The organism is Streptomyces mesophilus (assembly GCF_040300965.1).
Taxonomy (GTDB): domain Bacteria; phylum Actinomycetota; class Actinomycetes; order Streptomycetales; family Streptomycetaceae; genus Streptomyces; species Streptomyces mesophilus_A.
Window position 1 is genome coordinate 1 of the sequence record NZ_JBEPEW010000013.1, and the last position, 25,806, is coordinate 25,806.

At 69.5% G+C, this 25,806-nt stretch carries 19 protein-coding genes and 1 pseudogene; 4 read left to right on the forward strand and 16 right to left on the reverse strand.

Going from position 1 to position 25,806, the window contains the following annotated elements; all coding sequences use genetic code 11:
- The 3 genes and pseudogenes from ABT367_RS07345 to ABT367_RS07355 all read left to right on the forward strand — a co-directional run.
- Window positions 1-360 (forward strand): annotated as a pseudogene (locus ABT367_RS07345) (KR domain-containing protein); the annotation flags it as partial.
- Window positions 361-533: 173 nt separating this feature from the next.
- On the forward strand, window positions 534-1,436 hold the full coding sequence (rarD, locus tag ABT367_RS07350; protein WP_352250658.1) for an EamA family transporter RarD: 903 nt from the start codon (window positions 534-536) through the stop codon (window positions 1,434-1,436).
- A gap of 138 nt (window positions 1,437-1,574) precedes the next feature.
- Window positions 1,575-2,027, forward strand: coding sequence for a VOC family protein (locus ABT367_RS07355; protein ID WP_352250511.1), 453 nt, complete (start codon window positions 1,575-1,577; stop codon window positions 2,025-2,027).
- 69 nt (window positions 2,028-2,096) lie between these two features.
- On the opposite strand, the gene ABT367_RS07360 is transcribed toward ABT367_RS07355, so the two are convergent.
- The 5 genes from ABT367_RS07360 to ABT367_RS07380 all read right to left on the reverse strand — a co-directional run bounded on the left by ABT367_RS07360 (window position 2,097) and on the right by ABT367_RS07380 (window position 8,639).
- On the reverse strand, window positions 2,097-3,539 hold the full coding sequence (locus ABT367_RS07360) for an alpha/beta hydrolase family protein (RefSeq protein ID WP_352250513.1): 1,443 nt from the start codon (window positions 3,537-3,539) through the stop codon (window positions 2,097-2,099).
- A 166-nt stretch (window positions 3,540-3,705) separates the two neighbouring features.
- The gene (locus ABT367_RS07365; RefSeq protein WP_352250515.1) at window positions 3,706-4,992 is read right to left on the reverse strand and encodes a LolA family protein; all 1,287 of its coding nucleotides are present in this window, start codon (window positions 4,990-4,992) and stop codon (window positions 3,706-3,708) included.
- A 261-nt stretch (window positions 4,993-5,253) separates the two neighbouring features.
- Window positions 5,254-6,294: a CHRD domain-containing protein gene (locus ABT367_RS07370; protein WP_352250517.1), complete on the reverse strand. Its 1,041-nt coding sequence runs from the start codon at window positions 6,292-6,294 to the stop codon at window positions 5,254-5,256.
- 123 nt (window positions 6,295-6,417) lie between these two features.
- On the reverse strand, window positions 6,418-7,428 hold the full coding sequence (locus ABT367_RS07375; RefSeq protein WP_352250519.1) for a polyprenyl synthetase family protein: 1,011 nt from the start codon (window positions 7,426-7,428) through the stop codon (window positions 6,418-6,420).
- A gap of 404 nt (window positions 7,429-7,832) precedes the next feature.
- Window positions 7,833-8,639, reverse strand: coding sequence for an HAD family hydrolase (locus ABT367_RS07380; RefSeq protein WP_352250521.1), 807 nt, complete (start codon window positions 8,637-8,639; stop codon window positions 7,833-7,835).
- A 344-nt stretch (window positions 8,640-8,983) separates the two neighbouring features.
- Here ABT367_RS07380 and fahA point away from each other — a divergent pair, with 344 nt between their 5' ends.
- Window positions 8,984-10,213, forward strand: coding sequence for a fumarylacetoacetase (fahA, locus tag ABT367_RS07385; RefSeq protein WP_352250523.1), 1,230 nt, complete (start codon window positions 8,984-8,986; stop codon window positions 10,211-10,213).
- 125 nt (window positions 10,214-10,338) lie between these two features.
- Here the strand turns inward: fahA and recQ are convergent, their stop codons facing one another.
- The 11 genes from recQ to nuoE form a co-directional block, all read right to left on the reverse strand.
- On the reverse strand, window positions 10,339-12,303 hold the full coding sequence (gene recQ, locus ABT367_RS07390) for a DNA helicase RecQ (protein ID WP_352250525.1): 1,965 nt from the start codon (window positions 12,301-12,303) through the stop codon (window positions 10,339-10,341).
- A gap of 389 nt (window positions 12,304-12,692) precedes the next feature.
- Window positions 12,693-14,378, reverse strand: coding sequence for an NADH-quinone oxidoreductase subunit NuoN (gene nuoN / locus ABT367_RS07395; protein WP_352250527.1), 1,686 nt, complete (start codon window positions 14,376-14,378; stop codon window positions 12,693-12,695).
- Window positions 14,375-15,967, reverse strand: a complete 1,593-nt coding sequence (locus tag ABT367_RS07400; RefSeq protein WP_352250529.1) for an NADH-quinone oxidoreductase subunit M — start codon at window positions 15,965-15,967, stop codon at window positions 14,375-14,377. Before ABT367_RS07400 ends, nuoN begins: the two co-directional genes overlap by 4 nt.
- Window positions 15,968-15,971: 4 nt before the next feature.
- Window positions 15,972-17,915, reverse strand: coding sequence for an NADH-quinone oxidoreductase subunit L (gene nuoL, locus ABT367_RS07405; protein ID WP_352250531.1), 1,944 nt, complete (start codon window positions 17,913-17,915; stop codon window positions 15,972-15,974).
- A 15-nt stretch (window positions 17,916-17,930) separates the two neighbouring features.
- Complete coding sequence (gene nuoK, locus ABT367_RS07410; protein WP_055529377.1) at window positions 17,931-18,230, reverse strand: NADH-quinone oxidoreductase subunit NuoK; 300 nt, start codon at window positions 18,228-18,230, stop codon at window positions 17,931-17,933.
- Entirely contained in the window at window positions 18,227-19,072 is an 846-nt protein-coding gene (locus tag ABT367_RS07415) for an NADH-quinone oxidoreductase subunit J (protein WP_352250533.1), read from the reverse strand. The genes nuoK and ABT367_RS07415 overlap by 4 nt, the downstream gene beginning before the upstream one ends.
- Entirely contained in the window at window positions 19,069-19,734 is a 666-nt protein-coding gene (gene nuoI, locus ABT367_RS07420) for an NADH-quinone oxidoreductase subunit NuoI (RefSeq protein WP_352250660.1), read from the reverse strand. The genes ABT367_RS07415 and nuoI overlap by 4 nt, the downstream gene beginning before the upstream one ends.
- Window positions 19,735-19,774: 40 nt before the next feature.
- Complete coding sequence (nuoH, locus tag ABT367_RS07425) at window positions 19,775-21,130, reverse strand: NADH-quinone oxidoreductase subunit NuoH (RefSeq protein ID WP_352250535.1); 1,356 nt, start codon at window positions 21,128-21,130, stop codon at window positions 19,775-19,777.
- Window positions 21,127-23,625: an NADH-quinone oxidoreductase subunit G gene (locus tag ABT367_RS07430; protein WP_352250537.1), complete on the reverse strand. Its 2,499-nt coding sequence runs from the start codon at window positions 23,623-23,625 to the stop codon at window positions 21,127-21,129. The genes nuoH and ABT367_RS07430 overlap by 4 nt, the downstream gene beginning before the upstream one ends.
- Window positions 23,622-24,986 (reverse strand): NADH-quinone oxidoreductase subunit NuoF, encoded by a 1,365-nt coding sequence (nuoF, locus tag ABT367_RS07435; RefSeq protein ID WP_352250538.1) that lies wholly within the window; start codon window positions 24,984-24,986, stop codon window positions 23,622-23,624. Before nuoF ends, ABT367_RS07430 begins: the two co-directional genes overlap by 4 nt.
- On the reverse strand, window positions 24,983-25,789 hold the full coding sequence (gene nuoE / locus ABT367_RS07440) for an NADH-quinone oxidoreductase subunit NuoE (protein ID WP_352250662.1): 807 nt from the start codon (window positions 25,787-25,789) through the stop codon (window positions 24,983-24,985). Before nuoE ends, nuoF begins: the two co-directional genes overlap by 4 nt.
- Window positions 25,790-25,806 lie beyond the last annotated feature (17 nt).

Sequence of the window (25,806 nt, forward strand, 5' to 3'; positions counted from 1 at the left end):
GTCGCCTCGGCCTCGCGCGCCGACTACGCCGCCGCGGCCGCCGCCGTCCTGGCCGGCGAGGGCCACGAGAACGCCACGTACGAGCTGAGCGGCGACGAAGCCTGGAGCTTCGAGGAGTACGCGGCCGAGCTCTCCCGCCAGACCGGCAAGACCATCTCGTACGCGAACGTCCCGGGCGAGCAGCACCTCGCCGTCCTCACCGGCGCCGGTGTGCCGGAGCCGTTCGCCGAGATCCTCGTGGACGTGGACGCGGCCATCGCCCGCGGCCTCCTCGCGCGGCAGAACGGCGATCTGGCCCGGCTGACCGGCCGCCCGACCACGCCGATCGCGGACGCGATCAAGCAGGCGCTCGCGGCCTGACCCCGCGTATCGAAAGCAGGGCCTGGCTGTCATGACCGTATAGCGATACGGACATGACAGCCGGGCCCTTGTCCCGCTACCGTCGAAGGGGTCGAGGTGCGAGACGAGGAGGGGCCTTGAAGCCGTCGGGCGAAGGGCGAGCGGGGCTCATATACGGCTTTGCCGCGTACGGGATGTGGGGTCTTGTCCCGCTCTTCTGGCCGCTGCTCAAACCGGCCGGCGCGCTGGAGATCCTCGCCCATCGGATGGTCTGGTCTCTGGTCCTCGTCGGACTCGTGCTCCTGGTGATGCGCCGCTGGGCGTGGGCGGGCGAGCTGATCCGCCAGCCCCGCAAGCTGGCCCTGATCACCGTCGCCGCCGCCGTGATCACCGTGAACTGGGGCGTCTACATCTGGGCCGTGAACTCCGGCCAGGTCGTCGAGGCCTCCCTCGGCTACTTCATCAACCCCCTGGTCACCATCGCGATGGGCGTCCTCCTGCTCAAGGAACGGCTGCGCCCCGCCCAGTGGACCGCCGTCGGCATCGGCTTCGCGGCCGTGCTCGTGCTCGCGATCGGGTACGGGCAGCCGCCGTGGATCTCCCTGACGCTCGCCTTCTCCTTCGCCACGTACGGCCTGGTCAAGAAGAAGCTCAACCTCGGCGGCCTGGAGTCCCTCGCGGCCGAGACCGCGGTGCAGTTCCTGCCCGCGCTCGGCTATCTGCTGTGGCTGGGCTCGCGCGGGGACGCGGCCTTCGGCACGCACGGCGCCGGGCATGCGGCGCTGCTCGCCGCGACCGGTGTGGTCACCGCGCTCCCCCTCATCTGCTTCGGAGCGGCCGCGATCCGCGTACCGCTGTCGACACTCGGTCTGCTGCAGTACCTGGCGCCGGTCTTCCAGTTCCTGCTCGGCGTCTGGTACTTCCACGAGGCGATGCCGCCCGAGCGCTGGGCCGGCTTCGCTCTCGTATGGCTGGCGCTGGTCACGCTGACCTGGGACGCGCTGCGTACGGCGCGCAGGAACCGGTCCGAGGCGCTGCGGCTCGCGGTGCAGGCCCAGGCGACGGCGCCCGTGCCGCCGCGGGAGCCGGCCGCGTAAGTCGTCCGCGTATGGATGGCTGCGTATGGACGGCTGCGTATGGACGGCCGCGTATGGACGGCCGCGTATGGACGGCCGCGTAAGCAGTCCGCGTATGGAGGACTCCAGGTGTCCTACATGGCGGGTAGGACTGGTGGCATGACTCTGCACTGGAAACTCGTCATCGACGCCGAGGAGCCCCGGGGCCAGGCCGACTTCTGGGCCGCCGCACTCGGCTATGAGCTGGAGGACCACAGCGCCCTGATCGGGCAGCTGCTCGCGGCCGGAGCGGTCAAGCCGGAGGAGGCCCCGGAGTGGAACGGCCGCCCGGCCTTCCGCGACTACGCCGCCGTACGGCATCCCGACGACCCGTACGACGAGAACACGGGCATGGGCAAGGGACGGCGGCTGCTGTTCCAGCGCGTGCCGGAGAAGAAGACCGTCAAGAACCGGCTGCACCTCGACGTCCACACCGCCGAAGGCCGTGACCGCGACGAGGAGGTCGCGAGGCTCGAAGCGCTCGGGGCGCGGGAGTTGTACCGGATCAAGGAGCCGATCGGCGAGTGGGTGACGATGGCGGATCCGGAGGGGAACGAGTTCTGCGTGGAGTGAGCTCGGGCTCCCCTCCGGTCCACCGGGACCGGATGCCCTGCGGCGTCCGGTCCACCGCCACCGGCTGATCTACGGCGCGATGCCGACGCCCTCGATCCTGCTCCAGCGCCGTTCCTGCCCGGAGGTCATCGCCGGCCAGTCGCGGCCGCCGTCCGGACGGGCCTCGACCCGTGAGGCGTACGAGCCGGGACGGAAGCCCGCGTCGTAGAAGCAGCCAGTGCCGTACGTCGCGTCGAACCGCGCACACGACTCGGCGATGGAGCGGACCGAGGGCCGCTTCCCGGTCTCGGCCCACTGCGCAAGCCGCGCCATGGAGTTGGCGTACTCGGCCTTGCTCAGCCCACTGTGCTCGCTCTCCCTGGTGAAGGTCTGCACGAGCAGATGGTCCCAGTCGGCCTCTTCGAGCGTCATCCGGTACGCCGACTCGTGCTCGACGAACGCCGTCGGGTCGTCGATCGCGTGCAGCGTGAGCACGGGGATCTCGACGTCACCGGTCAGATCGCTGTCGTACGACAGGTCGCGCTTGGCGGTCGGATCGGCCTCGAAGCGTGCGACCCCGGCGTTGAGCGCCTTGTCGTCGTGCGAACCGGAGTACCGGACACCGGCGTTGGAGAAGGGGTTACGGCCGTCGAGCCGGCTGTGCACGATGTCGCGGAAGGTGAACACCGAGAAGCGCAGATGCGATTCGAGGGTGCGCTCGGGGATCTTCGTCACGGCGAGGATGTCGTCGAGGTTGCGCTGCTGGAGGGCCGTGCGCTCCGCGGGGGCGAGGTCGTAGCCGGTGCACTCGCGCAGCCTCGACCGCATCCCGGTCGTGGTCAGTGTCGAATCGGCGCGAAGCCCCTGCCACAGGGGGTACTGCGGCTCGGTGGGACGGGGCAGGTTCTCGCAGTAGTACTGGTAGACCACGCGCAGATCGACCCGGTAGTCATAGCCCCGCGAGCCGCCGCCGAGCACGCCGTTGGTGAGCAGCGCCGCATCGTAGGGGCCGCGCTTGCCGCCGTACATCTCCAGGGCCTTGGCCGCGACGTTGCCGCCCCAGGACTGCCCGTGCAGGAAGGTCCGCTCCGGCGTACCGAACTCGGCGACGAACTGGCGGCGCACGTTCTCCGTGTCGATCGCGCCCATCCGCGTCCCGTAGCCGCCGCGGCGGTACGAGGAGCCGGCCCACGCATAGCCCTCGTCGACCATGACCGACCAGCGGTCCAGGTCCTCGACGCTGCGCGCCGGGTCGGAGGCCTCCCCGAGGTCGGGACCGCCGTGGGCGTGGACGACGAGGTCGCCGTTCCAGTTCTTGGGGATCGCGATCGCGTAGTACGCGCCGTTCGCGTCCTGGCCGGTGTAACAGGCGGCCTTGTCACCGATGTCCGCCGGGCAGGCGACCGCGTCCGACGGCCGCACTTCGGCCTGGGCCGGGCTCGCGACGGTCAGGGTGCCCGCGACGAGACCCGCTGCCGCCGCGGTCGCCGCCAGGGTGTGCCGCAGCCGTCCCCGTATCGAAAGTGCCCTCAAAACAACGCTCCTGACCTCGGTGGCACGCCGTCGTCGCGCCGAGCGCTGTGATGCTAGGAAGCGGATCGCTCTCGCTCCATGGGTCCGTCGATTGCGTTCATAGTGTGCGAACACGCGAGGGCCGGAGGGCATGTCGCCCTCCGGCCCGACTCGCTTGCCGCTGCGCCTACTTCGCTTCGTTCGCCGCCTTCACCAGCGCGTCCTTGGTGACCGCGCCCGCGTAGACCTTGCCGTCGTCGGTCATCAGGACGTTGATCAGACGGGTCTTGAAGACCGTGCCCTCGCCGAACTTCCCGCTGACCTTGTCGCCGAAGGAGTCCAGCAGCCCGGACACCCCGGCCGGCATGTCCTTCATCTCGTCGGAGCCGGCGGCCGGCAGGCCCTGGCCGCCGGTGTCGAAGGTGGCGATGGTGGCCCAGCCCTCGCCGATGACCTTCATGCCGTTCATGCCCTCGAAGTCGCCCTCGGCGGGCTCGCCGTGCTTCGGGCCGCCCTTGCCGAACTCCTTCTCCAGGTCCTTGAGGTCCTTCTCGACGTCCTTCGGAAGCTCACCCTCGGGCGCGTTCTTCTCCAGCTCGTCGCCCTCGGTGACCTTGGCGCCCTTCGGCAGCGTGAAGTTCGACGCGGCCGGCTTCGAGAAGTCGACCTTGGTGAAGCCCGCGTCGATGACGGGCTTGCCGCCGTCGCTCGAGTTGAGCGAGAACTTCAGCGGTACGTAGGTGTCCGCGTCCACGTCGATCGTGATCGAGCTGATCGTCGAACCGGACTGCTTGGGCTCGAGCTTCAGCTGGTACGCGTCCTGGCCGGCGATCCGCGAGGTGCCGTCGACCGTCACCTCGGTCGTCGGGTCGGCCGCCTTGAGCGCCTGCTCGGCCAGCTCCTTCGGGGTCGCGGTCGGCTCGGCCTCGTGGCCCTCGCCCGCGTCACCCTTCGTGTGCACGGCTTCCTTCGACCCGCTGTCGTACGCCCAGACGTCGTCGCCGTTGTGGATCAGGCTGTAGTCGGAACCCTTGCCGAGGATGGTCAGCTTCTGCTTGTCGGGGCCGTCGGCGGCGACCTGCAGATTGTGGGTGCCCGTGGCGAGTTCGAGCAGCTTGCTCTGCGGGTCGGCGGTGGCGCCCTTGCCGTCCTTGCCGCCCTCGTCGGCCAGACCGCCGAGCGAGTCGGCGAGACCGGCGAAGGAGGGCAGGCCCAGGTCGGTGGTGATCTTCACGTTGCCGGAGAGCTGCTCGGTGTCCGAGGCGGCGATCTTCTCGATGAGCTCCTGCGCGCTGATCTTCGGCAGGTCCGGGTCGCCGGAGCTCGCGAGCGCCGGGACAAGGCCGATGGTGGCCGCCGCGACGCCGGCCACGGCGATGGGCACGATGTAACGCGCCGCCTTGCGCCGGCCGTCGCGCAGGTCGTCGGCCTCGTCGCGTACAGGTGCCGGTTCGTAGGGTGCGTTGGGTGCCATGGGTGCCTTACCTCCGTGGTGCGGCGGGCGGATCACGTCGTCGTCTGTGCCTCTCCATACGACCAAATCGCCCGCCTGGAAGCGTCAGCCCCCGGACTCAACTCCATGTACTGCTGTGGGATGACAAACGGGGGTGGCGCATACCCCCACCCGTAGGGGATGCGCCACCGCACCTGGCCCTGGTCCGCGGGCCGGTCAGTGCTGGATCAGGCTGTGATCGGTGCTGGATCAGTGCTGGATCAGTGCTGGATCAGGCTGTGATCAGTCCTGGATGAACACGTAGTCCGCCTTGTACGGGACCCCCACGACAACGCCCTGGTCGCAGGCGCCGGACGGGGCGACGCCGCCCACCGTGTTGAGGCGGAGGATCTCGGCGGTGCCCGCGAGCAGGCCGTGGTGCTTGCCGGTCTGCTCGGCGTCCAGGTCCAGTTCGGGGATGTTGGCCACCCCGTTCGGGGTCCTGGAGATCACCTTGGCCTTGACCGCGCTGCCGTCGCGGGCGATCCACTGCGGCGTACCGGAGTTCGGCGCCACGAAGGAGTGGTCGATCCGGCCGGCGAGCACCGCACGGACATCGCGCTGCTGGAACGAGAGCGTGCCGTCCTCGCCCCGCTTGCACTCATAGATCTGCTCGCCCTTGACCACCGAGGCCTGGAAGTTGGTCAGGGCACGGCGGAAGTCGAACGGATCGGTGACCTTGTGCAGCTGCCCGCGGACCGCTCCGCCCGGGAACTCGGCGGTGTGCAGATTCGCGTAGAAACCACCGGGGTTGGACTTGAGCTCGTTCAGGAGGGCCTGGTCCTCGACGGTGACCGTGCCCGTGGCGCTGTGGCCCTTCGCGTACGACAGGAGCTTGGTGAAGTCGACCTTGATGCCGCCGTTGACGCCCTTGGCGCCCTGGTGGATGTGGAGCGCGGTCGGCTCGGCGGTGCCCCGCCACTTCACGGCGAAGGACACCTTGTCGCCGCTGACCTTCACGAACTGCAGGGCCGCGCCGTCCTTGTCGCCGACGGCCTTGCCCTCGTCGTTGGGCACCTCGTTGGCGCCGTTCAGGCTCGCGGCGAGGATGGTGCCGTTGCCGGTGGTCACGCCCGGGGTGCCGGGTCGGCCCTCGTGCCCCCCGTGGCCGTTGCCGTGTTGCACGCCGAGCGCCGAACTCGCCCTGTCCGCACCTTCGCCGGAGCCGCTGTCCGCGACCGCCGGCAGGACCGCGACCGCCAGCGCGGCGGCCGCGACGGCGGCTGCGGAACCGATCAGGACCGGACGACGACGGCTGCTGGTGAACGCACGCGTAGTACCCATGACAGAAATCCCCCGTATGCCGGCTGACACCCCCTGCGTCAGCTTCTGGGCATGAGTACGGAACGATTCCTGGCTTGGACTCAATCCAGAAAAGTGACCTGCGTCACACGAACGGGAGGGGTCTCAGCCCGCCCGGTGGACCACCGCGTCGCACAGCTCCACGAGCGAGATCTTGGCGTCGCACTCGGGCAGCGGGGCGAGGGCCGCGCGGGCGTCCTCGGCATAGCGCACGGTGTCGCGGCGGGCCTGCTCGAGAGCGGGGTGCACGCGCAGCCGGGCCAGGGCCTCGGCGTGCCGGGCGTCGTCGGTGAGGTCACCGTCGAGCAGCTCGCACAGGGCGAGATCGTCGGGCCGTCCGTACAGGTCGGCCTGGGCGCGAAGCAGGAGGACCGGCAGGGTCGGGATGCCTTCGCGCAGATCGGTGCCGGGGGTCTTGCCCGACTCGTGCGAGTCCGAGGCGATGTCCAGGACGTCGTCCGCGAGCTGGAACGCGACACCGAGGCGCTCGCCGTACTGCGTGAGGACGTCCACGACCGTCTCGTCGGCGCCGGACATCATCGCGCCGAAGCGGCCGGAGACGGCGATCAGCGAACCGGTCTTGCCGGCGATCACATCGAGGTAGTGGTCGACCGGGTCGCGGCCGTCGCGCGGCCCCGCGGTCTCCAGGATCTGGCCGGTGACCAGACGCTCGAAGGCCTCGGCCTGGATCCGTACGGCCTCGGGGCCGAGGTCGGCCAGGATGTGCGAGGCGCGCGCGAAGAGGAAGTCGCCGGTGAGGACCGCGACGGAGTTGCCCCAGCGGGTGTTGGCGCTGGGCACACCGCGGCGGACGTCCGCCTCGTCCATCACGTCGTCGTGGTACAGCGTCGCGAGATGCGTCAGCTCGACGACGACAGCGGACGGCACGACACCCGGTGCGTGCGGATCACCGAACTGCGCGGCGAGCATGACCAGGAGCGGCCGGAAGCGCTTGCCGCCGGCGCGTACGAGATGCTGCGCGGCCTCCGTGATGAACGGGACCTCGCTCTTGGTGGCCTCGAGGAGCCCCTCCTCGACAGCAGCCAACCCGGCCTGGACATCGGCTTCGAGGGCCTGGTCCCGCACGCTCAGCCCGAACGGCCCGACGACGGTCACGAGGGGTTCTCCTGTCTGCTGACAAACACAAGGTCGGTCACGCGGCACTCACACGGTCGATGACGCGGTTTGTCGATGTGTCGCTGTCATCACTCAAGTCAGCGTATCCGGTCGCGTTTCGATCACAGCGAGCGCCTGCCCGGTCGCAAGCGGCTCAAGCGGCGGTCTTGTGGGCGTTGGGGCGAAAGGCCCGAAGTAAAGGGGAGGTAAGGCTCGGCTTTAGTTCTCTTTGACCCTCCGCGCTCGGGCGCAAAGCCGCTTGCGCTTGGGCGAGGACCGGTTGTCCGGCTGTCCGGCTGTCTGCCGTCCGGTCGTCCGGCGCTCGGGCGAGTACCCGCTCGCAGGCCGACGCCCGGACGAGTACCCACTCGCAGACCGACGCCCGGACGAGTACCCACTCGCGCTCAGGCGAAGAGCCGCTCCAGGACCACGGCGATGCCGTCCTCCTCGTTGGACGAGGTGATCTCGTCGGCCACGGCCTTGAGCTCCTCATGGGCGTTCGCCATCGCCACGCCGTAGCCGGCCCAGTGGAACATCGGGATGTCGTTGGGCATATCGCCGAACGCGATCGTCGACTGCGGCGCGATCCCCATCCGCTCGGCCGCGAGCGCCAGACCGGTCGACTTGGTGACGCCCACGGGCTGCAGCTCCACCGTGCCGGGCCCGGCCATCGTCACCGTGACCAGACCGTCCGTGGCAGCCCGGGCCGCGGCGGCGAGCTCGTCGTCGGAGAGCGAGGCATGGCGCATCAGGACCTTGTTGATCGGGTCCGACCACAGCGCGGAACGGTTGGCGACGCGTACCGCCGGCAGCGTCGGGTGCGGCATCTCGTAACCCGGCTCCATGAGCATCAGGCCCTCCATGCCGTCCTGGTTCACCGCCGCGAAGACCTCGCCGACCTCGGCCTCGATCTTGCCGAGCGCCACGTCGGCGAGCTCACGGTCGAGGGTCAGGGAGCTGACCATCCGGTTCGCACCCGCGTCGTAGACCTGTGCGCCCTGGCCGCAGACCACGAGCCCCTGGTAGTCGAGCTCGAGCAGCAGATGCCGCACCTGGGGGACGGGCCGTCCGGTGACGACGATATGCCGGGCGCCGGTCGCGGTCGCCCTGGTGAGAGCGGTGCGCGAGCGCGGGGAGATGGTGTCGCCGTGCCTGAGCAGGGTGCCGTCGAGGTCGGTGGCGATCAGTGTGTACGCGGATGGTCTTGCCATGGGCCCCAGGATACGGAGATACCAACAAACCAAGGAAAAGTGGACTTTGGCCAAAGGGAGGACCTTGGTCCCCAGAGGTCCCAAGGGACCCGGAGGCCCTCAACCGCAGGGCCGAGCGCACACTGCGTAGGGCGGGGCACGTACTGCCGCAGAGGGCGGGGCACGTACTGCCGCAGGCCCGAGCACACCGCCGGCACCGCCGAGCACGCACTACCGCACGGCCGGACCCGTACTGCCCCAGCCCCCGGCACGCACTGCCGCAGGGCCGGGCACACACTGCCGCATAGCCGCCCGGCACTTGTACGGTGTGGCCAACCTGCACATGGAAAGCGAGGCAGCGTCCCATGCCCGAGCCCACCCCGCTCGACCTTCCCGAGGGCGACCCCTTCGGCCCGCACAATCTGCCCTACGGCGTCTTCTCCCTGCCCACGGCGAGCGGTGAACCGCTGCGCAGGGTCGGCGTACGCCTCGGCGACCGCGTCCTGGACGCCGGTGCGGCCGCGCACGCCCTGGGCTCGCCGTATGCGTCGCTGCTCGCCCAGCCTTCGCTGAACCCGCTGCTCGCCGCGGGCCGGCAGACCTGGCGGGACGTGCGCAGGGCGCTGACCGCGTGGGTGACGGTGCCCGCGCACCGCGAGGTCGTGGAACCGCTGCTTCACCCCCTGGACACGGTCGAGCTGCACCTCCCCTTCGAGGTCGCGGACTACGTCGACTTCTACGCGAGCGAGCACCACGCGACCAACCTGGGCCGGATGTTCCGCCCGGACGGCGACGCGCTGCTCCCCAACTGGAAGTATCTGCCGGTGGGTTACCACGGACGGGCCGGCACCGTGGTGGTGTCCGGCACCGATGTGATCCGCCCGAGCGGCCAGCGCAAGGCGCCCTCGGACGCGGCACCGGGCTTCGGTCCGTCGGCCAAGATGGACATCGAGGCCGAGGTGGGCTTCGTGGTCGGCGCCCCCTCGGCGATGGGTTCGCCCGTCCCGCTGTCCTCCTTCCGCGATCATGTCTTCGGCCTCTGCCTGCTCAACGACTGGTCGGCCCGCGACATCCAGCCCTGGGAGTACGTGCCGCTCGGCCCGCACGTCGCGAAGTCCTTCGCCACGTCGGTGTCCGCATGGATCACTCCGCTCGAAGCGCTGGACGCGGCCCGTGCCGTGCTGCCCGCCCGTGACGTCCCGCTCCTGCCGTATCTGGACGACTCCGGCGAGGAGGAGCCCGGCGGCTACGACCTGCGGATCACGGTCACCCTCAACGGCGAAGTGATCTCCGAGCCCCCGTACTCCGGCATGTACTGGTCCCCCGCCCAGATGCTCGCCCATATGACGGTCGGCGGCGCCTCGCTGCGCACCGGGGACCTGTACGGCTCGGGCACGGTCAGCGGCCCCGAACTGCACCAGCGCGGCTCGCTGATCGAGCTCACCTGGAACGGCACCCGGCCCCTCGAACTCCCCTCCGGCAAGCGCACATTCCTCGAGGACGGCGACGAGGTCACGCTGACGGCCTGGGCGCCCGGTCCCGACGGCGTACGGGTGGGTCTGGGCGAGGTGACGGGCAAGGTGGTCGCCGGCTGAGGTGGACCAGGTGTTCGCAGGCTGAGGCGAGCCGGCCGGTCACCGACTGAGACGGGCAAGGTGGCCGCCGGCTGAGGCGGGCCGCCCCGCAGGCACCCGGTCCACAGCGGACCGGGTGCCTGCGCTCACTCGTCGAACGGCGGCTCGTCCAGCGGCGGCTCGTCCTCTCCCGAGGGCTGCGCCCCGGCCGCCCCGTCCGCTCCGGCCCACTCGGCCAGCACGCCGAGCACCGCCTCCCCGTACGTCGCCAGCTTCTTCTCGCCGACCCCGCTGATCCCCCCGAGCTCGTCGATCGTGGACGGTGCGGTGAGGGTGATCTCCTTGAGCGTCGCGTCGGGGAAGACCACGTACGCCGGCACGCCCTGCTCCCTGGCCTGCGTCGCCCGCCAGGTCCGCAGCGTCTCGAAGAGCGGCAGCAGGTCCTCGGGCAGATCGATCGCCGCCTTGGACTTCCGCTCCCCCTTCGAGGACGAACCCCTTGCCGAAGGCGCCTTCTTGGGCTCCTTGCGCAGGGGCACCTCACGCTGCCGGGCCAGGACCGCCCCGCTGTCCTCGGTCAGGACGAGCGTCCCGTACTCCCCCTCCACGGCGAGCAGCCGCTGGGCGAGCAACTGCCGCACCACACCGCGCCATTCGGCCTCCGACAGCTCCTGGCCGATCCCGAAGACCGACAGCTGATCGTGGTCGAACTGGATGACCTTGGCCGTCTTGCGGCCGAGCAGGATGTCGACGATCTGGCCGGTGCCGAACTTCTGGCCGCGCTCGCGCTGCAGCCGTACGACCGCGGAGAGCACCTTCTGCGCGGCGACCGTGCCGTCCCAGGTCTCCGGGGGTGTCAGGCAGCTGTCGCAGTTGCCGCAGGCCGGGCTCTCCTGCTGCTGCCCGAAGTACGCGAGGAGTTGGGCGCGCCGGCACTGGACCGTCTCGCAGAGCGCCAGCATCGCGTCCAGGTGGGAGGCGGCCCTGCGCTGGAAGGCCAGGTCGCCCTCGCCGCTCTGGATCAGCTTGCGCTGCTGGACCACGTCCTGAAGGCCGTACGCCATCCAGGCCGTGGACGGGAGGCCGTCGCGGCCCGCGCGGCCGGTCTCCTGGTAGTAGCCCTCGACGGACTTCGGCAGGTCGAGGTGGGCGACGAAGCGGACGTCCGGCTTGTCGATGCCCATGCCGAAGGCGATGGTCGCGACGACGGTCAGGCCCTCCTCGCGCAGGAAGCGCGACTGGTGCAGGGCGCGGGTCCGCGCGTCCAGGCCGGCGTGGTACGGGACGGCCGGAATGTCGTTGCGGCAGAGGAACTCGGCTGTCTTCTCGACCGAGTTGCGCGAGAGGCAGTAGACGATGCCCGCGTCGCCGGCGTGCTCCTCCTTGAGGAACCGCAGGAGCTGCTTCTTGGGGTCGTCCTTGGAGACGATCCGGTACTGGATGTTGGGCCGGTCGAAGCTCGCCTCGAAGTGGCGGGCGCCGTCCATGCCCAGGTTCTTGGTGATCTCCTGGTGGGTGGCGCGGGTCGCGGTCGCGGTCAGGGCGATGCGCGGGACGTCGGGCCAGCGTTCACCGAGCAGGGAGAGGGCCAGATAGTCGGGGCGGAAGTCGTGGCCCCACTGGGCGACGCAGTGGGCCTCGTCGATCGCGAAGACGGAGATCTTGCCGCGGGAGAGCAGGTCGAGGGTGGATTCGAGGCGGAGGCGCTCGGGGGCGAGGTAGAGCAGGTCGAGCTCGCCCGCCACGAACTCGGCCTCGACCAGGCGCTGTTCGTCGTAGTCCTGCGTGGAGTTGATGAACCCGGCGCGGACGCCGAGGGCGCGCAGGGCGTCGACCTGGTCCTGCATCAGGGCGATCAGCGGGGAGATCACGACGCCGGTGCCGGGCCGGACGAGGGACGGGATCTGGTAGCAGAGCGACTTTCCGGCGCCGGTCGGCATGAGGACGACGGCGTCGCCGCCGGCGACCACGTGCTCGATGACGGCTTCCTGGTCGCCGCGGAAGCTGTCGTATCCGAAGACGCGGTTCAGCGTGCGGAGTGCTTCGCTTTCTGCGTCGGTGTGCTCGACCAGCGTCAGGCTGACCTCTTCCATCACTGCGGTCCCGTCCATGGTTGTGTTCCCCCGTGTGCCCTCGGCCGCTTTTCGACCACGCCCCTCACGATAGGGGTCCGCGCGGACAGTCTCCGAGTTATCCACAGGCCTGTGGACGGCGCCGTCCGCCTCGACGTGCTCCGCCGCTCCGCGGCGGGGTGTGTTGTGCGGGGCTGACGCCCCACACCCCTTCCGCGGGGGCTCCGCCCCCTGCACCCCCGGATGCTCCGCCGCTCCGCGGCGGGGTGGTGGCTCGGGGCTGACGCCCCGCGCCCCCTTCGCGGGGGCTCCGCCCCCTGCACCCCCAGATGCTCCGCCGCTCCGCGGCGGTGCAGTTGCCGAGCCGCACGCAAAGCCAACCGCCCGGCACCCAAAGGGCACCGGGCGGTCAGGCCGGATCACTCAGCTCAGCGGACGAAGACGCTCGCCTGGTTGGCCAGGTCCAGGAAGTACTGCGGGGCGACACCGAGGACCAGCGTGACCGCCACGCCGACGCCGATCGCCGTCATGGTGAGCGGCGACGGGACCGCCACCGTCGGACCCTCCGGCCTGGGCTCGCTGAAGAACATCAGGACGATCACGCGGATGTAGAAGAACGCCGCGATCGCCGACGAGATGACGCCGACCACGACCAGCGCGCCCGCGCCACCCTCCGCCGCCGCCTTGAACACCGCGAACTTGCCGGCGAACCCGGAGGTCAGCGGAATGCCGGCGAAGGCGAGCAGGAACACCGCGAACACGGCCGCCACCAGCGGTGAACGGCGCCCGAGACCCGCCCACTTGGACAGGTGCGTCGCCTCGCCCCCCGCGTCCCGCACCAGCGTGACCACGGCGAACGCACCGATCGTCACGAAGGAGTAGGCACCCAGGTAGAAGAGGACCGACGAGATGCCGTCGGGCGTCGTGGCGATGACACCGGCCAGGATGAAGCCCGCGTGCGCGATCGACGAGTAAGCGAGCAGCCGCTTGATGTCCGTCTGCGTGATCGCGACGATCGCGCCGAGCAGCATCGTGGCGATCGCCACGCCCCACATGACCGGCCGCCAGTCCCAGCGCAGGCCCGGGAGTACGACGTACAGGAGACGGAGCAGCGCACCGAAGGCGGCTACCTTCGTGGCCGCCGCCATGAAGCCCGTCACCGGGGTCGGAGCGCCCTGGTAGACGTCCGGGGTCCACATGTGGAACGGGACGGCGCCGACCTTGAAGAGCAGGCCCATCAGGATCAGCGCCGCGCCGATCAGGAGCAGTGCGTCGTTGCCCATCGTGCCGGCGAGCGCCGGGTTCACGTTCTGCACGGTGCCATCGACGACGTCCGCGATCCCGGCGTACGAGACCGTGCCCGCGTATCCGTAGAGGAGCGCGATGCCGAAGAGCAGGAACGCGGAGGAGAACGCGCCGAGCAGGAAGTACTTGACCGCGGCCTCCTGCGACATGAGCCGCTTGCGGCGGGCCAGGGCGCAGAGGAGATAGAGCGGGAGAGAGAAGACTTCCAGCGCGATGAAGAGCGTCAGGAGGTCGTTCGCCGAGGGGAAGACCAGCATGCCGCCGATCGCGAACAGCGCGAGCGGGAACACCTCGGTGGTGGTGAACCCGGCCCGTACCGCGGCCTGTTCACTCTCACTGCCCGGCACGGACGCGGCCTGGGCCGCGAACGAGTCGACGCGGTTGCCGTGCGCCTCCGGGTCGAGCCTGCGCTCGGCGAAGGTGAAGATCGCGACCAGACCGGCGAGCAGAATCGTGCCCTGGAGGAACAGGGCGGGACCGTCGACCGCGAGCGCCCCCATGGCCACGATGCCCGACTCGGTGGTGCCGTGCCCGCCGGCCGCGAGCGCGACCACCGCGGCGAACGCGGCGACGAGCGCGACCACCGACAGGAACACCTGCACGTAGTAGCGGGCCACCCGCGGCACGAACGCCTCGACCAGGATGCCGAGGATCGCGGCGCCGATCACGATCAGCGTGGGAGCGATCAGGCTGTACTCGATCTGCGGAGAGTCGATCTTGGCGACCGGCTCCGCCGCGGCGGCCCAAAGGCCCTCGGGGGCCGAGAGGCCATTGGTTGTCCACAGGCTGTGGACGGCTGTTGCGCTCACTTGGCCGCCACCTCCGGCTCGGGGTCATGCTGCTTTACGTCGGAGAGCGTGTGCTTGACCGCCGGGTCGACCAGTTCGGTGACCGGCTTCGGGTACACGCCGAGGAAGACGAGAAGAACGATCAGCGGCCCCACGACGAGAAGTTCGCGCAGCTTCAGATCGGGCATCTTGGCGACTTCGAGCTTCACGGGGCCGGTCATCGTCCGCTGGTACAGGACCAGGGAGTACAGAGCGCCGAGCACGATGCCGAAGGTCGCGATGATGCCGATCACCGGGTAGCGCGCGAACGTGCCGACCAGGACCAGGAATTCGCTGACGAACGGGGCGAGTCCCGGCAGCGACAGCGTGGCGAGCGAGCCGATCAGGAAGGTGCCGGCCAGGACCGGCGCCACCTTCTGCACCCCGCCGTAGTCCGCGATGAGCCGCGAGCCGCGCCTGGAGATCAGGAACCCGGCGACGAGCATCAACGCGGCGGTGGAGATGCCGTGGTTGACCATGTAGAGCGTCGCGCCGGACTGGCCCTGGCTGGTCATCGCGAAGATGCCCATGATGATGAACCCGAAGTGCGAGATCGACGCGTACGCGACCAGGCGCTTGATGTCCCGCTGGCCGACCGCGAGCAGCGCCCCGTACACGATGGAGATCAGGGCGAGGACGAGGATGACCGGCGTCGCCCACTCCGAGGCGTTCGGGAAGAGCTGGAGGCAGAAGCGGAGCATCGCGAAGGTGCCGACCTTGTCGACCACCGCCGTGATCAGCACCGCGACCGGGGCCGTGGCCTCGCCCATCGCGTTCGGCAGCCAGGTGTGCAGCGGCCAGAGCGGGGCCTTCACCGCGAAGGCGAAGAAGAAGCCGAGGAAGAGCAGGCGCTCGGTGTTGGTCGCCATCTCCAGTTCACCGGAGGCCCGGAGCGAGGCGATCTCGGAGAGGGAGAAGGTCCCGGCCACCACATAGAGCCCGATCACCGCGGCCAGCATGATCAGGCCGCCGACCAGGTTGTAGAGCAGGAACTTCACGGCCGCATACGAGCGTTGGGCCGCCGCGTTCTCGTCCGAGCCCGCGTGGGCGCGGTCGCCGAAGCCGCCGATGAGGAAGTACATCGGGATGAGCATGGCTTCGAACAGGATGTAGAAGAGGAAGACGTCGGTGGCCTCGAAGGAGAGGATCACCATCGCTTCCACCATCAGGATCAGCGCGAAGAAGCCCTGCGTGGGACGCCACCGGGTGTTCCCGGTCTCCTGGGGGTCCGCGTCGTGCCAGCCCGCCACGATGATGAACGGGATCAGCAGCGCGGTGAGGCCGATGAGGGCCACCCCGATGCCGTCCACGCCCAGTTCGTAGCGGACCCCGAAGTCCGCGATCCAGGAGTGCGATTCGGTCAGCTGGTAACGGTCGGCGCCGGAGCCGGTGTTGAACCGGATCCCGACGACCACCGCGAGCGCCAGCGTGACCAGGGAGAAGAACAGCGCGAGCCATTTGGCCGCGGTGCGCTTGGCGGCGGGTACGGCGGCGGTGGCGATCGCCCCGAGCGCCGGCACCGCTGCCGTCGCCGTCAGCAGGGGAAATCCTGCGTTCACTACGTCGGACATCGGATCAGACCGCCCTCATCAGCAGGGTCGCGGCGACGAGTACCGCCGTACCGCCCAACATCGAGACCGCGTAACTGCGGGCGTAGCCGTTCTGCAGCTTGCGCAGCCGGCCGGAGAGCCCGCCGAAGCCGGCCGCCGTCCCGTTGACGACGCCGTCCACCAGGGTGTGGTCCACGTACACCAGCGAGCGCGTGAGGTGCTCGCCGCCGCGGACCAGGACCACGTGGTTGAAGTCGTCCTGGAGCAGGTCGCGGCGGGCGGCACGGGTGACCAGCGAGCCGCGCGGCGCGGTGACCGGGATCGGCTTGCGCCCGTACATCGCCCAGGCGATCGCGACACCGATCAGCAGCACCACCATCGTGGAGGCCGTGATGGCCGGGACGCTGATCACCGGGTGCGGGTGCTCGAACGAGGTGACCGGCTCGAGCCAGTGCACGAACGACTCGTTGAGCGAGAACAGACCGCCCGCGAAGACCGAGCCGAAGGCGAGCACGATCATCGGGATCGTCATCGACTTGGGCGACTCGTGCGGGTGCGGCATCTCTCCGCCGTGACCGTCCGCCGCGGGCTCCGCGCTGGGCTCCTTGTGCGGGTCGGGCGTCGGCTGCCAGCGCTTCTCGCCGAAGAAGGTCATCAGCATCACGCGGGTCATGTAGAACGCGGTGATGCCGGCGCCGAGCAGGGCCACGCCGCCGAAGATCCAGCCGCGGATCCCGTCGTCGTACGCGAAGGCCGCCTCGATGATCTTGTCCTTGGACCAGAAGCCCGACAGACCCGGGAAGCCGATGATCGCGAGATAGCCGAGCCCGAAGGTCGCGAAGGTGACCGGCATGTACTTGCGCAGACCGCCGTACTTGCGCATGTCGACCTCGTCGTTCATGCCGTGCATGACCGAACCGGCACCGAGGAAGAGCCCGGCCTTGAAGAAGCCGTGCGTCACCAGGTGCATGATCGCGAAGGCGTAGCCGATCGGGCCGAGGCCGGCCGCGAGGATCATGTAGCCGATCTGCGACATCGTCGAACCCGCGAGGGCCTTCTTGATGTCGTCCTTGGCGCAACCGACGATCGCACCGAAGAGCAGCGTGACCGCACCCACGATGACCACGGCCAGCTGGGCGTCCGGAGCGCCGTTGAAGATCGCGCCGGACCGGGTGATCAGGTAGACGCCCGCGGTCACCATGGTCGCGGCGTGGATGAGGGCCGAGACCGGGGTCGGGCCCTCCATCGCGTCCCCGAGCCAGGACTGCAGCGGCACCTGGGCCGACTTGCCGCACGCGGCGAGCAGCAACATCAGCCCGATCGCGGTCAGTTTGCCCTCGCTGGTCTCACCGGTCGCCGCGAGTACATCGCCGAAGGCGAAGGTCCCGAACGTGGTGAACATCAGCATGATCGCGATGGACAGGCCCATATCGCCGACGCGGTTGACCAGGAAGGCCTTCTTGGCCGCGGTGGCCGCGCTGGGCTTGTGCTGCCAGAACCCGATGAGCAGGTACGACGCCAGACCGACGCCCTCCCAGCCCACGTACAGGAGCAGGTAGTTGTCGGCGATGACCAGGATCAGCATCGCCGCGAGGAACAGGTTCAGATAGCCGAAGAAGCGGCGGCGCCGCTCGTCGTGCTCCATGTAGCCGATCGAGTAGATGTGGATCAGCGAACCCACACCGGTGATCAGGAGCACGAAGGTCATCGACAACTGGTCGAGCTGGAAGGCCACATCGGCCTGGAAGCCGCCGACCGGGATCCAGCTGAACAGATGCTGGTGCATCGCCCGGTCCTCGCCGTCGCGGCCCAGCATGTCCAGGAACAGGACCACGCCGACGACGAACGAGCCGAGCGCGAGCAGCGTGCCGAGCCAGTGGCCGGTCCGGTCGAGCCGGCGCCCACCGCACAGCAGGACCACCGCTCCGAGCAGAGGCGCCGCGACGAGCAGCGCAATCAAGTTCTCCACGATTCAGCGACCCCTTTAGAGCTTCATCAGGCTGGCGTCGTCGACCGAGGCCGAGTGGCGGGAACGGAACAGGGACACGATGATCGCCAGCCCGACCACGACCTCGGCGGCGGCGACGACCATCGTGAAGAACGCGATGATCTGGCCGTCGAGATTGCCGTGCATCCGCGAGAAGGCCACGAACGCGAGGTTGCAGGCATTGAGCATGAGCTCGATGCACATGAACACGACGATCGCGTTCCGCCTGATCAGCACGCCTGTGGCGCCGATCGCGAACAACAGGGCGGCGAGATAGAGGTAGTTGACGGGGTTCACTTCGCGGCCTCCTCTTCCCGGTCGTTGTCCCTGCCGAGCCGCTCCGCGGAGCGCTGCTCGAGGGCCGCCAGGTCCTTCAGCGCCTCGCTGGACACATCACGGATCTGACCGCGGTCCCGCAGCGTCCTCATCACGGTGAGCTCGGACGGGGTGCCGTCGGGGAGCAGACCGGCGATGTCCACCGCGTTGTGCCGGGCGTAGACACCGGGCGCCGGCAGCGGCGGCAGGTGCTTGCCTTCGCGTACGCGCCGTTCGGCCATCTCCCGCTGGGTGAGGGCGCGTTCGGTGCGCTCGCGGTGCGTGAGCACCATGGCGCCGACGGCCGCGGTGATCAGCAGCGCGCCGGTGATCTCGAAGGCGAACACGTACTTGGTGAAGATCAGGGCCGCGAGGCCCTCGACGTTCCCGCCCGCGTTGGCCGCGCCGAGCCCGTTGAACTCGGTGATCGCGGCGTTCCCGATGCCCGCGGTGAGCAGCACCGCGAAGCCGAGACCGCACAGGGCCGCGAGCCAGCGTTGCCCCTTGATGGTCTCCTTCAGGGAGTCGGCCGCGGTGACACCGACGAGCATGACCACGAAGAGGAAGAGCATCATGATCGCGCCGGTGTAGACGACGACCTGGACGATGCCCAGGAAGTACGCCCCGTTGGCGAGGTAGAACACCGCCAGGATGATCATGGTGCCGGCCAGGCACAGCGCGCTGTGCACGGCCTTCTTCATCAGGATCGTGCACAGCGCGCCGATCACGGCGACGGTGCCGAGCACCCAGAACTGGAAGGCCTCACCTGTGGAGGTGGTGTAGGCGGCGAGGTCGGTCACCGCGTGGGAGGCGAGCGCGCTCATCGGCCGATCACCTTCCCGGACGCGGGCTCGGTCCCGCCGAAGGTGGAGTCGCCCTCCTGCACCACTTCGCCCTTGGAGTGCGCGACTTGCTGCACGGTCCCGGGCGCCGCCTCGGTGACCAGACCGCGGTAGTAGTCGCTCTCGTCCATGCCCGGGTAGATCGCGTGCGGGCTGTCGACCATGGTGTCCTCGAGCCCGGCGAGCAGCTGCTCCTTGGTGTAGATCAGGTTGGCGCGGCTGGAGTCGGCGAGCTCGAACTCGTTCGTCATCGTGAGCGCCCGCGTGGGGCACGCCTCGATGCAGAGTCCGCACAGGATGCAGCGCGCGTAATTGATCTGGTAGACGCGGCCGTAGCGCTCACCGGGCGAGTAGCGCTCCTCGTCGGTGTTGTCCGCGCCCTCCACGTAGATGGCGTCGGCGGGACAGGCCCAGGCGCAGAGTTCACACCCGACGCACTTCTCGAGCCCGTCGGGGTGCCGGTTGAGCTGGTGCCGGCCGTGGAAGCGCGGCGCCGTGGTCTTCTGCTGCTCCGGGTACTGCTCCGTGAGCCGCTTCTTGAACATGGCCTTGAAGGTCACGGCGAACCCGGCCACGGGGTTCTGGAACCCCTGCGCCGTGTCCTTGCCTTCGCCGGAGCCCGACCCGGCCGCCTGTGCGGGCAGCCCGGCGGACCCGGTCGGCTCGATGGACTTTCCTGTTTCCTCAGACACCGTCCGCCTCCTTTCCGTCACTGGGAGTATCGGGGCCACCACTGACAACCAACTCCCGCTCCTGGCGCGACCGTCGGCGTGGCACGGGCGGCAGGCTCTGACCGGGCTTCGGCGGTACGGGGAAGCCGCCGGCCATCGGGTCGAAGACCTCCGGAGCCTGCTTGAGCTCCGTGTCCTTCTCCTTGCCGCGGAACATGTCCACCACGAAGGAAAGGAGGAGCAGCGCGATGACTCCGCCGGCCACGTACATCACGATCTCGGCGAAGTCGTAGTTCTCGTTGCGCAGCGTGCGCACCGTCGCGACGAGCATCAGCCAGACCACGGAGACCGGGATGAGCACCTTCCAGCCGAGCTTCATCAGCTGGTCGTAGCGCACACGCGGGAGCGTGCCGCGCAGCCAGATGAAGAAGAACAACAGCAGCTGGACCTTGACGATGAACCAGAGCATCGGCCACCAGCCGTAGTTGGCGCCCTCCCAGAAGGTGCTGATCGGGTACGGGGCCCGCCAGCCGCCCAGGAAGAGGGTGGTCGCGACCGCCGAGACCGTCACCATGTTCACGTACTCGGCGAGCATGAAGAGCGCGAACTTGATGGACGAGTACTCGGTGTTGAAGCCGCCGACCAGGTCGCCCTCGGACTCCGGCATGTCGAACGGAGCGCGGTTGGTCTCACCGACCATGGTCACGATGTAGAGCAGGAACGACACCGGGAGCAGCAGGATGTACCAGCGGTCCCCCTGCGCCTCCACGATCGTCGAGGTCGACATCGAGCCGGAGTAGAGGAAGACCGAGGCGAACGCGGCGCCCATCGCGATCTCGTACGAGATCATCTGGGCGCAGGAGCGCAGGCCGCCGAGCAGCGGGTACGTGGACCCGGAGGACCAGCCCGCGAGCACGATGCCGTAGATGCCGACCGAGGCGACCGCGAGGATGTAGAGCATCGCGATCGGCAGGTCGGTGAGCTGCATCGTGGTGCGCTGGCCGAAGATCGACACCTGGTTGTCGGCGGGCCCGAAGGGGATCACCGCGATCGCCATGAAGGCCGGGATGGCCGCGACGATCGGCGCCAGGACGTAGACGACCTTGTCGGCCCGCTTGACGATGACGTCTTCCTTGAGCATCAGCTTCACGCCGTCCGCGAGGGACTGCAGAAGTCCCCACGGGCCATGGCGGTTGGGGCCGATGCGCAGCTGCATCCAGGCGACGACCTTGCGCTCCCACACGATGGAGAGCAGCACGGTCACCATCAGGAACGCGAAGCAGAAGACCGCCTTGACGGCGACCAGCCACCACGGGTCGGTGCCGAACATCGACAGGTCTTCCGCGGCGAGAGTCACTGCGGGGCTCATGCCTCCACCTCCGCGACATCCGAAGTGCCCGTGGCCGGGCCGATCTTGACCAGCTCGCCCGGGTGGGCCCCGGTGTCGGAGGCGACGCCTCCGCCGACCGAGTTCAGCGGGAGCCAGACCACGCGGTCGGGCATCTCGGTGACCTGCAGCGGCAGTCGTACGGAGCCGGCGGGCCCGGTCACGGCGAGCTCGTCGCCGTCCTTGACCCCGGCCTCGGCGGCCGTGGCGGCGGAGACCCGGGCGACGGCCGCGTGCCGTGTGCCGGCAAGCGCCTCGTCGCCCTCCTGGAGCCTGCCCTGGTCGAGCAGCAGCCGGTGTCCCGCGAGCACCGCCTCGCCGGAGGCCGGCCGGGGCAACTGCCCCGCGGTCTCGAGCGGTTCGGTCGCGCGCGGTCCGTCCCAGGGGCCGAGGCGCTCCAGCTCACGGTGGATGGACGTGTTGTCCGGCAGCGCGAGGTGGACGTCCATGGCGTCCGCGAGCATGTGGAGCACGCGGGCGTCGGTGGGCGACAGGGCGCGGGTCATGTGGTCGGGCTTCAGGGCCGCTTCGAACGGCCTTGCCCGGCCTTCCCAGTTGAGGAAGGTCCCCGCCTTCTCGGCGACCGCGGCCACCGGAAGGACGACATCCGCGACCGCGGTGACCTCGCTTGGCCGCAGTTCGAGGGAGACCACGAACGCCGCGCTCAGCGCTTCACGCGCCCGCGCCGGGTCCGGCAGGTCCGCGACCTCGACGCCGGCGACGACCAGAGCACCGAGTTCGCCGGTCGCCGCGGCCTCGATCATCTGGCCGGTGTCGCGGCCGTAGCGGTGCGGGAGTTCGGCCACGCCCCAGGCGACGGCCACCTCCTCGCGCGCCCGCGGATCCGTCGCGGGGCGGCCGGCCGGAAGCAGCGAGGGCAGCGCGCCCGCCTCGATGGCGCCGCGTTCACCCGCCCTGCGCGGGATCCACAGGAGCTGGGCGCCGATCGCGGTGGCCGCACGCATCGCCGCGGTCAGCGCGCCCGCGACGGACGCGAGCCGCTCACCGACGACGATCACGGAGCCTTCGGCGCGCAGCACCTCGGCCGCCTTCGCACCCTCCCCTTCGAGCCCGACGCCGGAGGCGAGCGCGTCCAGCCACTCGGTCTCGGTGCCGGGAGCGGCGGGAAGCAGCGTGCCGCCGGCCTTCTCCAGACCGCGGGTCCTGTAGGGCGCCAGCGCGAAGGTCTGCTGCTTGGACTGCCGCCAGGCCTTGCGCAGCTTCAGGAAGACGCCGGGCGCCTCCTCCTCGGCCTCGATGCCGACGAGCAGGACGGCGGGCGCCTTCTCCAGCTTCGTGTACGTGACTCCGGAGCCGTCGAGGTCTCGGCCGCGTCCGGCCACCGCGGCGGCCAGGAAGTCGGCCTCCTCGGAGGAGTGCACGCGGGCGCGGAAGTCGACGTCGTTGGTGTCCAGGGCCACGCGCGCGAACTTGCTGTACGCGTACGCGTCCTCGGCGGTCAGCCGGCCGCCGGCCAGCACGCCGGACCGGCCACGGGCGGCAAGCAGACCTTGGGCCGCCGCCTCCAATGCCTCGGGCCACGAAGCCGGTTCGAGCTCACCCGAGGCGCCGCGTACAAGAGGAGTCGTGAGCCGGTCGCGCTGCTGCGCGTACCGGAACCCGAACCGCCCCTTGTCGCAGACCCACTCCTCGTTGACCTCGGGGTCCTCGGCGGCGAGCCGCCGCATGACCTTGCCGCGCCGGTGGTCGGTGCGGGTCGCGCAACCGCCCGCGCAGTGCTCGCACACGGAAGGCGACGAGACGAGGTCGAACGGTCGCGAGCGGAAGCGGTACGCGGCCGAAGTCAGCGCGCCCACCGGGCAGATCTGGATCGTGTTCCCGGAGAAGTACGACTCGAAGGGGTCGCCCTCACCGGTACCGACCTGCTGCAGCGCCCCGCGCTCGATCAGCTCGATCATCGGGTCGCCCGCGACCTGGTTCGAGAACCGGGTGCAGCGGGCGCAGAGCACACAGCGCTCGCGGTCGAGCAGCACCTGTGTCGAGATCGGCACCGGCTTCTCGTACGTGCGCTTCCTGCCCTCGAAGCGCGAGTCCGACTGGCCGTGCGACATCGCCTGGTTCTGCAGCGGGCACTCGCCGCCCTTGTCGCAGACCGGGCAGTCGAGCGGGTGGTTGATGAGCAGGAGCTCCATCACACCCTTCTGCGCCTTCTCCGCGACCGGCGAGGTGAGATGCGTCTTGACGACCATCCCGTCGGTGCAGGTGATGGTGCAGGAGGCCATCGGCTTGCGCTGGCCCTCGACCTCGACGATGCACTGCCGGCAGGCCCCCGCGGGGTCCAGCAGCGGGTGGTCGCAGAAGCGCGGGATCTCGATGCCGAGCTGTTCGGCGGCCCGGATGACGAGGGTGCCCTTCGGCACGCTCAGCTCCACGCCGTCGATCGTCAGCGAGACGAGATCTTCCGGCGGAACCGCCGCCTCTCCGCCCCCGGAGGGAGCGTTGGTCGTGACGGTCATACGTTCACCTCCGCGCTTGAAGCGTGCTTGTCGGCCCAGAGAGTCGACCGGGAGGGGTCGAACGGGCAGCCCTTGCCGGTGATGTGCTGCTCGTACTCCTCGCGGAAGTACTTGAGCGAGGAGAAGATCGGCGAGGCGGCGCCGTCGCCGAGGGCGCAGAAGGACTTGCCGTTGATGTTGTCGGCGATGTCGTTCAGCTTGTCGAGGTCGGACATCTGGCCCTTGCCGTCCTCGATGTCACGGAGCAACTGGACCAGCCAGTACGTCCCTTCGCGGCACGGTGTGCATTTGCCGCAGGACTCATGGGCGTAGAACTCGGTCCAGCGCGTGACCGCCCGTACGACACAGGTGGTCTCGTCGAAGCACTGCAGCGCCTTGGTGCCGAGCATCGAACCCGCGGCGCCCACACCCTCGTAGTCCAGCGGGACGTCGAGGTGCTCGTCCGTGAACATCGGGGTCGAAGAGCCGCCCGGCGTCCAGAACTTGAGCCGGTGGCCCGGCCGCATCCCGCCGCTCATGTCGAGCAGCTGGCGCAGCGTGATGCCGAGCGGGGCCTCGTACTGGCCCGGCGAGGAGACATGGCCGCTGAGCGAGTACAGCGTGAAGCCCGGGGACTTCTCGCTGCCCATCGACTTGAACCAGTCCTTGCCCTTGTTCAGGATCGCGGGAACAGACGCGATGGACTCCACGTTGTTCACCACAGTGGGGCACGCGTAAAGACCTGCGACAGCCGGGAAGGGAGGACGCAGGCGGGGCTGGCCGCGGCGGCCTTCGAGCGAGTCGAGGAGCGCGGTCTCCTCACCGCAGATGTACGCGCCGGCGCCGGCGTGCACGGTGAGTTCGAGGTTCAGTCCGCTGCCCAGGATGTTCTCGCCGAGGTATCCGGCCTCGTATGCCTCGCGTACGGCCTCGTGCAAGCGCCGCAGTACGGGGACGACTTCACCGCGCAGATAGATGAACGCGTGGTTCGACCTGATCGCGTAACACGCGATGATGATGCCCTCGATCAGGCTGTGCGGATTGGCGAAGAGCAGCGGGATGTCCTTGCAGGTGCCCGGCTCGGACTCGTCCGCGTTCACCACGAGGTAGTGCGGCTTGCCGTCTCCCTGTGGGATGAACTGCCACTTCATGCCCGTCGGGAAGCCCGCGCCGCCACGTCCGCGCAGACCGGAGTCCTTGACGTACGCGATGAGGTCGTCGGGCGTCATGGCGAGCGCCTTGCGCAGGCCCTCGTATCCCTCGTGCCGCTTGTACGTCTCAAGAGTCCACGGCTTGTCCTCGTCCCAGAACGCGGAGAGGACCGGGGCCAGGAGCTTCTCGGGGCTCATCTCGTGATCGATCTCGGCTGCCAAGGTCATCACTCCCCCTCCTCGGCGGTCGGACCTGCCGGGTGGGCAGGGTCTGAGGCCGACGTCTGCTGCGGTGCGTCGTGCGACGACAGGTGCTCGGGGGCGGATTCGCCCTGCGGGGCCTCGCCGCGCGGGTGCACCACGCGGGCGGGGACCGCCTCGCCCTTGGCGAGCCGCAGACCGATCAGCGAGGCGGGACCGGCGCCGCCGGACTCGTCCACCGCGCCCTCGCGCTCGTCCGGGAAACCGGCCAGGATCCGCGCGGTCTCCTTGAAGGTGCACAGGCGCGCACCGCGCGTGGGCTGTACCTCGCGTCCGGCCCGCAGGTCGTCGACCAACTGCCGTGCGCTGCCCGGGGTCTGGTTGTCGAAGAACTCCCAGTTGACCATCACCACGGGCGCGAAGTCGCAGGCCGCGTTGCACTCGATGTGCTCGAGGGTGACCTTGCCGTCCTCGGTGGTCTCGTTGTTGCCGACGCCGAGGTGCTGCTTGAGGTCCTCGAAGATGGCGTCGCCGCCCATGACGGCGCACAGCGTGTTGGTGCAGACGCCGACCTGGTAGTCGCCCGACGGCTTGCGCCGGTACATCGTGTAGAAGGTCGCGACGGCCGTGACCTCGGCCGTCGTCAGACCGAGCACGTCGGCGCAGAACTGCATGCCGGTCCGGGTGACGTGCCCCTCCTCGGACTGCACGAGGTGCAGCAGCGGAAGCAGCGCCGAGCGCGAGTCCGGGTAGCGGGCGATGACTTCCTTCGCGTCCGCTTCGAGCCGGGCACGGACATCGGCCGGGTAGTCGGGGGCCGGCAGCTGGGGCATGCCCAGGCTGACGCCCT